The sequence below is a fragment of the Burkholderia sp. IT-111MI5 genome (assembly GCF_949752865.1).
In the GTDB taxonomy this organism is placed as follows: domain Bacteria; phylum Pseudomonadota; class Gammaproteobacteria; order Burkholderiales; family Burkholderiaceae; genus Burkholderia; species Burkholderia pyrrocinia_C.
The window spans coordinates 174,331-186,598 of the sequence record NZ_CATKIF010000066.1 but is presented as its reverse complement, the minus strand read 5'-3'; the positions used below and the strand labels follow the sequence as shown (position 1 = coordinate 186,598).

12 protein-coding genes are annotated in these 12,268 nt (G+C 68.4%); 6 read left to right on the top strand and 6 right to left on the bottom strand.

From position 1 onward, the window contains the following. Positions 1-22 precede the first annotated feature (22 nt). Positions 23-1,216, bottom strand: coding sequence for a tetracycline efflux MFS transporter Tet(64) (tet(64), locus tag ACM6JT_RS30290; RefSeq protein ID WP_034182805.1), 1,194 nt, complete (start codon positions 1,214-1,216; stop codon positions 23-25). A gap of 62 nt (positions 1,217-1,278) precedes the next feature. Between tet(64) and tetR the strand changes: the two genes are divergently transcribed. Further along, positions 1,279-1,911, top strand: a complete 633-nt coding sequence (gene tetR, locus ACM6JT_RS30285) for a tetracycline resistance transcriptional repressor TetR (protein ID WP_414857835.1) — start codon at positions 1,279-1,281, stop codon at positions 1,909-1,911. Between the two features lie 21 nt (positions 1,912-1,932). On the opposite strand, the gene miaA is transcribed toward tetR, so the two are convergent. Together miaA and mutL are read right to left on the bottom strand one after the other, a co-directional pair. Then, the gene (gene miaA, locus ACM6JT_RS30280) at positions 1,933-2,907 is read right to left on the bottom strand and encodes a tRNA (adenosine(37)-N6)-dimethylallyltransferase MiaA (RefSeq protein WP_414857834.1); all 975 of its coding nucleotides are present in this window, start codon (positions 2,905-2,907) and stop codon (positions 1,933-1,935) included. Next, a complete protein-coding gene (mutL, locus tag ACM6JT_RS30275) occupies positions 2,904-4,889 on the bottom strand; it encodes a DNA mismatch repair endonuclease MutL (RefSeq protein WP_414857833.1) in 1,986 nt (661 codons plus the stop codon). Before mutL ends, miaA begins: the two co-directional genes overlap by 4 nt. Before the next feature lie 180 nt (positions 4,890-5,069). On the opposite strand from mutL, the gene ACM6JT_RS30270 reads away from it, so the two are divergent. Next, complete coding sequence (locus tag ACM6JT_RS30270) at positions 5,070-5,753, top strand: DedA family protein (RefSeq protein ID WP_034182809.1); 684 nt, start codon at positions 5,070-5,072, stop codon at positions 5,751-5,753. Positions 5,754-5,835: 82 nt separating this feature from the next. On the opposite strand, the gene ACM6JT_RS30265 is transcribed toward ACM6JT_RS30270, so the two are convergent. From ACM6JT_RS30265 to ACM6JT_RS30255, 3 genes are all read right to left on the bottom strand, one after another. Beyond that, positions 5,836-6,648: a mechanosensitive ion channel family protein gene (locus ACM6JT_RS30265; RefSeq protein WP_034182810.1), complete on the bottom strand. Its 813-nt coding sequence runs from the start codon at positions 6,646-6,648 to the stop codon at positions 5,836-5,838. Positions 6,649-6,859: 211 nt separating this feature from the next. Continuing rightward, positions 6,860-7,693 carry a class II glutamine amidotransferase gene (locus ACM6JT_RS30260; RefSeq protein WP_034182811.1) on the bottom strand — a complete coding sequence of 278 codons (834 nt, stop codon included), beginning with the start codon at positions 7,691-7,693 and terminating at the stop codon, positions 6,860-6,862. A gap of 204 nt (positions 7,694-7,897) precedes the next feature. Further along, positions 7,898-8,227, bottom strand: a complete 330-nt coding sequence (locus ACM6JT_RS30255; RefSeq protein WP_034182812.1) for a carboxymuconolactone decarboxylase family protein — start codon at positions 8,225-8,227, stop codon at positions 7,898-7,900. Positions 8,228-8,356: 129 nt separating this feature from the next. Between ACM6JT_RS30255 and ACM6JT_RS30250 the strand changes: the two genes are divergently transcribed. From ACM6JT_RS30250 to ACM6JT_RS30235, 4 genes are all read left to right on the top strand, one after another. Further along, complete coding sequence (locus ACM6JT_RS30250) at positions 8,357-9,304, top strand: cupin domain-containing protein (protein WP_034182813.1); 948 nt, start codon at positions 8,357-8,359, stop codon at positions 9,302-9,304. A gap of 105 nt (positions 9,305-9,409) precedes the next feature. Continuing rightward, positions 9,410-9,853, top strand: coding sequence for an inner membrane protein YiaA (gene yiaA / locus ACM6JT_RS30245; protein ID WP_034182814.1), 444 nt, complete (start codon positions 9,410-9,412; stop codon positions 9,851-9,853). A 193-nt stretch (positions 9,854-10,046) separates the two neighbouring features. Then, positions 10,047-11,099, top strand: coding sequence for an RNA-guided endonuclease InsQ/TnpB family protein (locus ACM6JT_RS30240; protein ID WP_414857873.1), 1,053 nt, complete (start codon positions 10,047-10,049; stop codon positions 11,097-11,099). A 52-nt stretch (positions 11,100-11,151) separates the two neighbouring features. Continuing rightward, entirely contained in the window at positions 11,152-12,216 is a 1,065-nt protein-coding gene (locus tag ACM6JT_RS30235) for a glycosyltransferase (protein ID WP_131948301.1), read from the top strand. Positions 12,217-12,268: the final 52 nt, after the last annotated feature.

Genomic DNA, 12,268 nt, shown 5'->3' with positions numbered 1-12,268 from the left:
GTACGGCGGCGCCTGTCGCCGCTCAGGCGGACGGCCGCGGTGCGCCCGCCGGCCGCGTGCCGGCCAGCAACGGCGGCACGAGCAGATAGAGCAGCGCGGCGGCAGCCCATACGAGCCCCGGCCACGTCGCGCGCGTCGCCGCATAGGTCGCGGTGACGACCAACGGGCCCGCCACGCCGATCAGGCTGGCCACGCTCGCGAGCGTGCCCTGCAGTTCGCCCTGGCGCGCATCGTCGACCTGCCGCGCGAGCATCGCCTGCAGCGCCGGCAGCGTCATGCCGCCCGCCGCGAACAGCGGCAGCAGCGTGAACGGCACCCATGCGGCGGTCGCGAACGCGATCACCGCGAGCCCGAGCGCGTCGCCCGCGAGCCCCAGCGCGAGCGCGCGACGCTCGCCGAGCCGCGCGATCAGCGGCCCGATCGCGAACGCCTGCGCGAGCGCATGGCACGCGCCGTAGCCCGCGAGCGACAGCCCCGCGATCGGCGTCGACCAGCCGAAATGTTCCTGGCCGTACAGGATCCACAGCGTCGCGGGCGCCTGCGATACCAGCGCGACGATCACGTAGATGCCGATCAGCGGCACGAGCGCGGGTGCGCCGCTCAGCCGGCGCAGGCTCGCGAACGGGTTGAGCGCGGCGACCGCGCGGCCTTCGCGGGCCGAGCGCGGCCGCGATTCCGGCAGCGCGCGCCATACGAGCACGAGATTCAGCGCATTGAGCAGCGCGGCCGCGACGAACGGCGCGCGCAGGTGCAGCGCGCCGAGCAGCCCGCCGATCAGCGGGCCTGCGATGAAGCCGATGCCCATCATCGCGCCGAGCTGGCCGAAGCGCCGTGCGCGGTCGGGTTCGGCCGTGACGTCGGTGACGTACGCGGTCGCGACCGCCACGTTCGCGCCCGTGATGCCCGCGATCAGCCGCCCCGCGTAAAGCCAGGCAAGCGTCGGCGCGAGCGCCATCAGCAGGTAGTCGAGCGCGGCGCCCGCGAGCGACGCAAGCAGCACGGGCCGACGGCCGAAGCGGTCGCTCAGCGCGCCGAGCAGCGGCGCGCACAGGAACTGCGCGAACGCGTACAGCGCGAGCAATACGCCGTAGTGCGTGTCGGTGCTGCCCGCGCCGGCGAGCGAGCGCAGCAGGCCGGGCAGGATCGGCATCACGATCCCGACGCCGATCGCATCGAGCAGGACCGTGGCCAGGATGGCAATCAGGGACGGATTCAAGGGGGTGACTCTATCGATGATAGAGTGGCGATTATTCCATAGTTTCCCTATCGGTGATAGAGATGAAGGACACAGGGGCGCGATTGACGCGCGACACGGTATTGCGCGCGGCGCTCGAACTGCTTGATGAAGTCGGTATCGACGGGCTGTCGACGAGGCGGCTCGCCGAGCGGCTCGGCGTGCAGTCGCCGACGCTTTACTGGCATTTCAAGAACAAGGCCGAGCTGCTCGACGCGATGGCCGAAGCGATCATGCTCGAGCGCCACGGCGCGTCGCTGCCGCGGCCTGGCGAAGCGTGGGATGCGTGGCTTGCCCACAACGCGCGCAGTTTCCGCCACGCGCTGCTCGCCTATCGCGACGGCGCGCGCCTGCATGCCGGTACGCGGCCGCGTGCGCTGCATTTCGGCTCGATCGAACGCAAGGTCGCGCTGCTCGGCGAAGCGGGCTTCGCGCCGGATGAAGCGGTCGACGTGATGTATGCGCTCGGCCGCTTCGTGGTCGGATGGGTGATGGAGGAACAGGCAGAGCAGGACGGTGAGGCCGATGCGCCGCTGCCGGACGCGGCCGAGTATCCGCTGCTCGCGAAGGGCTGGGCCGCGCTGCGCGAGCGCGGCGGCGACGAAGCGTTCGAGCGCGGCGTCGCGCTGTTCGTCGATGGCGCCCGCGCGCATCTGGCAGCGCGCCGGCGCGGCTGACGCGGGCTGCCGGCGGCCCGCTCAGCCCGGCGCGCGGCCGTCGAGTACGCGTTCGAGCGCGTCGAGCGCGCGGGCCGTCGAATCCGGCGCGATGCAGTCGACGACGATCCGTTCCGGCATCGCGCGCAGCCAGGTGAGCTGGCGCTTGCACAGCTGGCGCGTCGCGAAGATGCCCTTGTCGCGCATCGTCCGGTAGTCGGTGTCGCCGTCGAGGAATTCCCACGCCTGCCGATAGCCGACGCAGCGCATCGACGGCAGGTCGGGATGGAGATCGTCACGACGGCGCAGCCGTTCGACTTCGTCGATGAAGCCCGCGTCGAGCATCGCGTCGAAGCGCTGCGCGATGCGTGCGTGCAGTACCGCGCGATCCGACGGTTCGAGCGCGACCGGCACGAAGCGGTACGCGGCGGCCGCATCGTCCGCGCGCCGCGGCGCGGCGAGCAGCGCCGACATCGGCTGCCCGCTCAGCATGAAGATTTCGAGCGCGCGCTGGATCCGCTGCGAATCGTTCGGCGCGAGCCGCGCGGCCGTGCCGGGATCGACCTGCGCGAGCCGCGCGTGCAGCGCGGGCCAGCCGTCGCGCGCGGCGTCGGCGTCGAGCTGCGCGCGCACGTCCGGATCGGCGCCCGGCAGGTCGTTGAGCCCCTGCGTCAGCGCCTTGTAGTACAGCATCGTGCCGCCGGCGAGCAGCGGCGTGCGACCGCGCGCGGCGATCTCGCCGATCAGGCGCAGCGCATCCGCGCGGAATTCCGCGGCCGAATACGCGTCGGCCGGGTCAATGACGTCGATCAGGTGATGCGGCACGCTCGCGCGTTCTTCGCGAGTCGGCTTCGCGGTGCCGATATCCATGTCGCGGTAGACGAGCGCCGAATCGACGCTGACGATCTCGATCGGGCGGCGCGCGGCGAGCGCCAGCGCCGCGGCCGTCTTGCCCGAAGCGGTGGGGCCGAGCAGGCAGGCGATCGTCGTCGGGGTGGACTGCGAAGGAGCGCTCATTGCCCGCGCATGAAGAGACGGTCGAGATCGTTCAGCGTGAGCTGATACCAGGTCGGACGGCCATGATTGCATTGGTCCGCGCGCTCGGTCGCCTCCATCTGGCGCAGCAGCGCGTTCATCTCGTCGAGCGTCAGGCGCCGGTTCGCGCGCACCGCGTGGTGGCACGCGAGCGTGCCGAGCAGTTCGTGCTGACGCTCGGTGAGCACGCGCGAGCCGCCGAACGCGTGCAGGTCGGCGAGCACCGCGCGCGCGAGCGACTGCAGGTCGGCATCCTTCAGCAGCGCCGGCACCGCGCGGATCGCGAGCGTCGTCGGCGACAGCACCGCGAGATCGAAGCCGAGCGATTCGAGCGTGTCGCGTTCTTCCTCGACCGTGCCGATCTCGACCGGCGTGGCCGTCATCGACACCGGCAGCAGCAGCGACTGCACGGCGACCGAGCGATCGGCGAGCGCGTTCTTGAACTGTTCGTACAGGATCCGCTCGTGGGCCGCGTGCATGTCGACGATCACGAGCCCGTGCGCGTTCTGCGCGAGCACGTAGATGCCGTGAATCTGGCCGAGCGCGAAGCCGAGCGGCTGCTCGTCGTGCGCGGTGGCGGCGATCGGCGACGCGCTGAAGCCCGGCAGCGGCGCACCCGGCGCGTCGGCCGAATCGCGGGCGACGGTGGTCGTGCCGTCCGGCGTGCCCGCGCCGCTGTCCTTGCGGCCGAACAGCGCATCGTAGAGCGCGAGCGGCTGCGCGACGGGCAGCGTGCCCTGCGTCATCCGCGCCTGGCGCATCCAGGTGTTGCCCGCCGACGATGACGACGACGGAGACGAGAAGCCGCTGCCGCCGGTGGCCGGGCCGTGGCCCTGGCCGAGCGGCGTGTCCAGGAACGACGCGGGCCCGCGCGGCGCGGGTTCGATGTGCGCGGCGTGACCGCCCGCGGTGGTTTCCGGCGACGCGCCCGCGTGGCGCGCGAGCGCGCGCTGGACCGCGTGGAACACATACTGGTGGATCGAGCGCGAATCGCGGAAGCGCACCTCGATCTTCGACGGATGCACGTTCACGTCGACGGCTTCGGGCGGCAGGTCGAGGAACAGCACGTACGACGGGTAGCGGTCGCCGTGCAGCACGTCCTCGTAGGCCGCACGCACCGCGTGCGTCAGCAGCTTGTCGCGCACGAAGCGGCCGTTGACGAAAAAATACTGCTGGTCGGCGCGCCCGCGGCTCGCGGTCGGCAGGCCTGCGCAACCGTAGACGGCGAGCGGGCCGGCTTGCTCGTCGAGCGGCAGGTGCGCGGTCGCGAAGCTGTCGCCGAGGATCTTCGCGACGCGCTGCGCCGGCTCGGTCGCATTCCAGTGCTCGACGGCCTTGCCGTTGTGCAGCACCGAGATCGCGACGTCCGGCCGCGCGAGTGCCGCGCGGCGGATCATGTCCAGGCAGTGGCCGAACTCGGTCTGCTCGCTCTTCAGGAACTTGCGCCGCGCGGGCGTGTTGAAGTACAGCTCGCGCACCTCGATCGTCGTGCCGGTCGAGCCGGCGGCCGGCGACAGCACGCCTGTCTGCGCATCGATCTTCATTGCGTGCGCGGCATCGGTGGTCCGGCTCGTGATCGACATCTCGGCGACCGACGCGATCGACGCGAGCGCTTCGCCGCGGAACCCGAGCGTCGCGACCGCCTCGAGCTCCTCGAGCGAGCGGATCTTGCTGGTGGCATGGCGCATCAGCGCGAGCGCCAGCTCGTCGGGCGGAATCCCGCAACCGTCGTCGGTGATCGAGATGCGCTTGACGCCGCCTTCTTCCAGCACGATGCGCAGCGTCGTCGCGCCGGCATCCATTGCGTTCTCGAGCAGCTCCTTGACGACCGACGCCGGGCGTTCGACGACCTCGCCCGCGGCGATCTGGCTGATCAGCTGGTCGGGCAGGGGCTGGATCGCGCGCAGCGGGCGCGGAGCGGGGGCGGGCGCGGCGCCCGCGGCCGTTTCGGTGATATCGGACATGGCCGAATTATAGCGAGGCGGCGAATGCGTGCCGGGGCGACCGGCGGTTACGTTTTTTCACGGAGCCTTAAGGTAGTTTCGGTATGATGGCTCCGTCGCGCGCGCCGCCTTGGCCGGCGGGTGCTTCCGCCTTTTCGACCATTCCGGCCCTTTCGCCCTTTCGCCTTCGAGGAATCGCATTTGGATACGCTGCTTCATTTCGTCAACCTTGTCCTGCATATCGACGCATTCCTCGGCGATTTCATCCGGCAGTACGGCGCATGGGTCTATCTCGTCCTGTTCCTGATCGTGTTCTGCGAGACGGGGCTCGTCGTGTTCCCGTTCCTGCCCGGCGATTCGCTGCTGTTCATCGGCGGCGCGTTCGCGGCGACAGGCGAAATGAACGTCGGCGCGCTGATCGTACTGCTGCTCGTCGCGGCGATCTCCGGAAACACTGTGAACTACCTGATCGGCCGCTGGGTCGGCCCGAAGGTATTCAATACCCATATCCCGGTGCTCGAGCGCTTCCTCGATCGCGCCGCGCTGCAGAAGACCCACTCGTTCTACGACAAGCACGGCGGCAAGACGATCGTGCTCGCGCGCTTCATCCCGGTCGTGCGTACGTTCGCGCCGTTCGTCGCGGGTGCGTCGTCGATGAGCGCCACGCGCTTCCAGCTCTTCAACGTGATCGGCGCGCTGGTCTGGGTGCTGCTGCTCGTGCTGCTTGGCTATTTCTTCGGCAACATCCCGTTCGTCCGCCAGTACCTGAACGTGATCGTGCTGGTCGGCATCGGCGCGGCGATCGTGCCGGTCGCGCTCGGCGCGGTATGGAAGCTCGTGCGCGGGCGGCGGTCGGACCATGCGCAGAAGACGGGTGGGCGCTGAGCGGGGCGCTTCGCTTCCTTTTCGGTGCAAAAAAAGCGCGGCAATTTGAATTGCCACGCTTTTTTTTCGTCCGGCGCCGCCGTTACGCGTTGCGATGCAAGAGCGGCGTTTCGGGCGTCGGGTATTGCGCGTCGCGGAACGTCTCGATGATCACGCGGTTGGTATCGCAGTACACCTGCCAGTAGTTCTCGGGTGCCGTGGACGGGCGCACGAACAGCAGCGGGCCTTCCGGCGTGAACTGCAGCACGCCGACGTCCGGCGCCGGGTCGGTCAGCACGTTCGGGATCTGCTGGATCGACGTCTTCAGGCGATTGATCGCGTCGACCGCGTCGACGCCGTTCGCGATCTTCGCGGTCAGGTCGACGCGGCGGTGCGACGTTGCGCTGTAGTTCGCGATGTTGTCCGAGAAGATCTTGTTGTTGCCGACGATCGTCACGATGTTGTCGGCGGTGACGATCGTCGTGCCGAACAGGCCGAGCTCCTTCACCGTACCCGTGACGCCGCCTGCGCTGATCACGTCGCCGATCTTGAACGGGCGCAGCACCTGCATGAACACGCCGGCGGCGAAGTGCGCGAGCAGGCCGCCCCAGGCCGTGCCGATCGCGAGGCCGAGGCCGGCGAGCAGCGCGGCGAACGAGGTCGTCTGCACGCCGAAGATCTGCAGGATCGCGAGGATCAGCAGGATCGTCAGCAGCACGCCGACGACGGAGGTCAGGTAGTCGGTGAGCGTCGGGTCGACCTTGCCGCTGCGGCGTACGACCTTGCCGAGCAGGCGCGTGCCGATGCGGATCGCCCAGCGGCCGATGAACCACAACACGATCGCGGCGAGAAGGTTGAGGCCGAAGTCGAGGCCGCGGGTCATCAGGAATTGCTGGGCGGTGGCGAGGTCGGGCATGGAGTCTCCGGGAGTGGGAAGGGTGAAGATCGAACGTAAGGGGGCTCGATCGATGGGCCCTTTATAGCCGACGCGGCGTCATGAGACAACGGGCCTGGTGGTCGGCGCGTTCATCAACGCTTTCCGGAGACCTCGATCCGCAACGATTCCTTATATCTCTGTCTATTTGCGGTTCGTGCGCCGCGCCTGACGGCGCGCACGGCGCCGGCCGCTACTTCTGCCGCGGCCCGAACGGCCGCTGCTGCACGTCCGCCCCGTGCGCGACGATCGCCATGCCCTCCGGCACTTCCTCCCACGCGCCGCGCAGGTCGACGAGCGGCTCGGACACGACCATGAACGCGTCGTCGCCGACTTCGGCGATGCGCGGGTCATGCGGATACAGCTCGTGCAGGTGCTTGAACGACGTGCTGTGGAACAGCGAACGCGATTGCCGTTCGCTCGAGTAGCGCACCGCGATGATCCGTTCGCCGTCGGTCGCGCAGACCGTCATGTTGAGCGGGTCGGCCACGCGATGCCGCGCGGCGGTTTCCTCGACCACGCCGGCCATCCGTTCGAGCGCCTGCAGCGGCATCTGCTCGAGGCCGTACGTCAGCGCGAGGCGGAACATCAGCTCGGAATCGGTCGAGCCTTCGAGCGTCGGGAACAGTGCTGGATCGACCTTCATCGTCAGGTCGCGGCGCAGCTTGTGGAAGCCGCGGATCAGCCCGTTGTGCGCGAACAGCCAGCGGCCGTGGCGGAACGGGTGGCAGTTGGTTTCCTGCACGGGCGTTTCGGTCGCCGCGCGGATATGCGCGATGAACATCCGCGAGCGGATCGCGCGCGCGGCTTCGCGCAGGTTGCGATCGTTCCACGCGGGATGCACGGAGCGATAGCGGAACGGCAGTTCGTCGGGGTGCCCGTACCAGCCGATGCCGAAACCGTCGCCATTGGTGGTCGTGGCGCCGAGCTCCGAATGCAGGCTCTGGTCGATCAGCGAATGCTTCGCGCGGAACAGCACGGTCTCGAGATGGATCGGATTGCCCGTATAGGCGAGCCAGCGGCACATGGAGCGCTCCCTCACGATGAATCGTTCGCGCATGGTAGCCGACTTCGCCGCGCGGCCGCGTCTGCGGCCTGCCGGCACGGTTGTCCGTGCGAGCGCGCTGCCCAATGCTCACATGTAACGCACGCGCATGCGCAACCGCCCGGCCAGGCGGCCGGGCGTCGCGCAGCGAGGCGGCCCGCGACGGCGCCGCCGCGGCCGTCATGCTCAGTCGCCGAGCGCGTCCATCACGCGCGCCGAATAGACGAGCGCGGCACCCGCATTCAGCGCAATTGCGACGCCGAGCGCTTCCGCCACTTCCTCCCTGGTCGCGCCATGCTTTGTCGCTTCGGCCGTGTGAACGGCGATACAGCCGTCGCAGCGCGTCGTGACGGCCACCGCGAGCGCGATCAGCTCGCGCGTTTTCGCGTCGAGATGGCCCGTCTTGGCACCGGCCCCTGCCAGCGCCTGGTAGCCGGCCAGCGTATCGGGCGACAGCTTGGCGATATCGCCGATGCGCGTCGAGAGTTCCTTCCGGTATTCGTTCCAGTTCAGCATGATGCGTCCTTTCGAGTAGAGGTGAGGAGGGCGGCGGGCGCCGCGATCTCGGGCGATGCAGGGCTATTCTGATCGTTCGCGCTGAGGGTTTCGATACGTTAGAGTGTCAATTTTTAGCGCGATCGTCTCATGGATGCATTGAGTCAACTGTTGTCGCTGGGCCGCAGCCACGTCGAGCTCGACGTGCGCTGCCTGCTCGACGGGCCGTTCGCGATGCCGCACGATCCGCTGCCGCCCGGCGAGGCGGCGTTCCACCTGCTGCTGGCCGGCACGTGCCGGCTGCGTACCGCCGACGGGCGCACGCTGCAGCTCGCCGACGGCGATTTCGTGCTGCTGCCCGCGGGCGGCGCGCACGACCTGCTCGACGCGGGAGCCGGCCGGTCGCGGCCGGTCGCGCCGCTGCGCGAACCGGACGCCGCCGGCGGCGCGGTGGTCCCGGTCAAGTCGAATCTCGATCCGGCCGAATCGGGCAGTGCGAGCGTGGACCTGCTGTGCGGACGTTTCGTCTATGCGCGCGGCGCGGGCGAACTGCTGATGCGCACGCTGCCGCAGGTGCTGCATGTCGGGTTGCGCGAGGCGTCGGGGTTCGCGCCGCTGCAACTGCTGACGAGCGTGCTGCGCAGCGAGGCGTCGAATGTGCAGCCGGGCGCCGGCGCGATCGTGAATGCGCTCGGCCAGGCGCTGCTCGCGTATGCGTTGCGCGCGTACGGCCGCGACGCGCGCGTGCCGTCCGGCTGGCTCGCGCTCGCGGCCGATGCGCGGCTCGGCCCGTCGGTCCAGGCCGTGTTGCAGGCGCCGGAGCAGCCGTGGACGGTCGAGTCGCTCGGCGACGCAGCGGCGATGTCGCGCGCGACCTATGCACGGCATTTCCGCGAGAAAGCCGGGATGAGTGTCGGCGCGTTCGTCGCGCAGATCCGGATGATGCATGCATGCGCGCTGTTGCAGGATACGCAGCGCGGGCAGGCGGAGATCGGCCAGGCGGTCGGTTATCAATCCGAGGCGGCCTTCGGCAAGGCGTTTCGCGCGGTGCTCGGCACGACGCCCGGGCGCTGGCGGCGCGCGCAGCGCGGAACGTAAGACTGCAGGCGAGGTCGTCTTGTGGCGAGCGCCAAAGCTGCTACCATGCGCGAAACGCAGTTCAACGAAAACGATTTCGAACAACAAGAAAGAGAGGGCAAAGCAATGAACCAGACCACCATCCAGCAGCCGTCGTTCGCATTCGTGGCCGCGTCGTGGGCCGCACTGATCGCAGGTTTTGCGGCATTCCTGATCGGGCTCTGGAACGCCGGCATGCAGCTCAACGAGAAGGGCTACTACTTCACCGTGCTGGTGTTCGGCCTCTATGCGGCGATCTCGCTGCAGAAAAGCGTCCGCGATCGCGCGGAAGGCATTCCCGTCACCGGCATCTACTACGGCATCAGCTGGATCGCGCTGCTGCTGTCCATCGCGCTGCTGGTCGTCGGCCTCTTCAACGCAACGCTGCAGCTGAGCGAGAAGGGCTTCTACGCGATGTCGTTCGTGCTCGCGCTGTTCGGCGCGGTGGCCGTGCAGAAGAACACGCGCGACCTGCAGGGCGCGAAGCCGCGTTATACCGACGCCGATTCCGCGCCGTCCGTCCAGGAGTAACGGCACACGGGGCGGGCGCCTGCGAAGGCCGCCCGTTTCGAGACGACGCCAGCTGCGCCCCGCATTCGCCGGCGTGCCGCAGGCTCCCCGTCCATTCGTTTCATCAGATGCTCCGAGAAACCCCGTCCTTCAGGGCGGGGAGGAAAGGAGCGCCGCTGTTTGACAGCGGCATTCCAACGTTAAAATGACCGGCATGATTCTTGTATACCGCTACCGGGTGAAGTCGCTCAACGGACTCTTGAACAAACAGAGCCGGGCGGTGAGCTACGTGTGGAACTTCTGCAATGACACGCAGAAGCACGCGCTCAAGTGGAGCAAGAAGTGGCCGACGGGGTTCGACCTGAACGTGCTGACCACCGGCAGCAGCAAGGAACTCGGCATTCACTCGGGAACGGTCAACGCAACGTGCGAGCAATACGCGAAGTCGCGCAGCCAGCACCGTCGCCCATACCTGCGCTATCGCGGCAGGAAATCGCTGGGCTGGGTGCCGCTGAAGGGCCGCGACCTGAAACGCGAGGGCGACGCGTTTCGCTTTGCCAGCAACACTTTCCGTGTATTCAGTAGCCGGCCGCTTCCCGAAGGGAAGATCAAGGACGGCACCAACTTCGCGCAGGATGCGCGCGGCAACTGGTTCCTGAATATCGTGATCGAGATACCCGATGTTCAGGTGCGCCCGATCCGTTCCGGTGTCGGCCTTGATCTCGGCCTGAAAGACTTCGCCACACTTTCGACCGGCGAGAAGCTGCTCAACGACCGGTTCGGCCAGCGTGCGGCTGAGAAGCTGGCGAAGGCGCAGCGGGCACGCAAGCACAAGCGGCATATCGCGAAGCTGCACACCAAGGTGGCGAATGCCCGCGCCGATTTCCAGCACAAGCTCGCGCTCGATCTGGTGCGGCGCTTCGACTACATCGCGGTCGGCAACGTGTCGGCAGCGAAACTCGCCAGAACCAAGATGGCAAGAAGCGTCTACGACGCATCGTGGTCGTCCTTCCGAAACAAGCTCCGCTACAAAGCGATCGCGCACGGAGCCACGTTCGAGGAAGTCGACGAAAGCGGTTCTACCCAGTCCTGTTCGGCGTGCGGGTCGACAGACAGCACGACGCGGCCGAAAGGTATCGCGGGACTGAGAATAAGGGAGTGGAAGTGCAGCAACTGTGGTGTCGAGCATGATCGCGATATCAACGCTGCATTGAACATTCTCCGATGCGGACGTGCATCGCCAGGTGTGGGAATCACCTCCCTTTAGGGAGGCGAGGACGTCAACCGTGCCGCTGCGCATGACGATGGAGATATTCAGGATGCCAGACATCACAGACATCGCACCGCGCACGCGCGCGGCAGCCCGTGCCGTGGCCGCGAAGGCCGCGCTCGTGCTGGAGACGAACAACCTGCGCGGCGGCGCCGGCCTCGCACAGGCCGTCGACAGCCTGAAGCGCCTCGTGTCGGCGCTGTCGAAGCAGACCGTGCCGCCCGCGGCACTCGCGCAATGGATCATCACGCACGACGGCTTGCCCGCCGATGCGTGCGCACAGATCGTCGCGCTGGCCGGCCGCCCGATCGACTTCGTCGAGATCGGCGCGAGCACCGGCTACTACGATGCGAAGAACGACGGTTTCGATCGCGTCGACGCGGCTCGCTGCGAAATCGTCGTGTTCGGCGATGCCGATTGCCGGCCGGCCGGCGACTGGCTCGAGCACCTGCTTGCACCGTTCGCACGCGATGCCGGCGATGCACCCGTCGCGGTGGCGGGGCGGACCAGCTATGCGCCGAACGTGCTCGGCATCGCGCTGACGTCGATCGATTTCATGTATTTCCCGAGCCCGCTGCGCGACGGCGCGACACGCAACTTCTACGCGAACAACGTCGCGTTCCGGCGCGACGTGTTCGCGCAATTTCGCTACGAGCCGCTCGACGGCGTCTATCGAGCCCATTGCCAGGTGATGGGGCTGCGGATGCAGGCGGCCGGCGTGGCCGTCGAGTTCGCGCCGGCCGCGCACACCGAGCATCGGCTGCCGGACACGCATCGCGAATCGCTGAAGCTGCGCTGGATGCGCGGCGAGGACAGCGTCGGGCTGACGCCGTATCTCGTGAACGCGTACCTGCCGCGCCAGTGGCAGTGGCTCGGCCGCAGCGGCCCGCTCGGCCCGTTCTGCGTGATGGCGATGCGGCTCGGATACAGCCTGCGCGCGCTCGATCGCCAGCAACTTCCGCGGCTCGGCGCCGTCCGTTATCTCGCGGCCGTCGGCGTCACGATCGCCGCGTCCGCCGTCGATACGCTCGGCGCGCTCGCGCGCGGTTTCGGGCTCGCGGGACGGGCGTCGGCCCGGCGCGATCTCGAAGCGCTGTCCTATCACCGTCATTGAAACGGCACCGCGCACCGCGGCCCCGCCACTCCGACTCCCTGCATTCATCCCG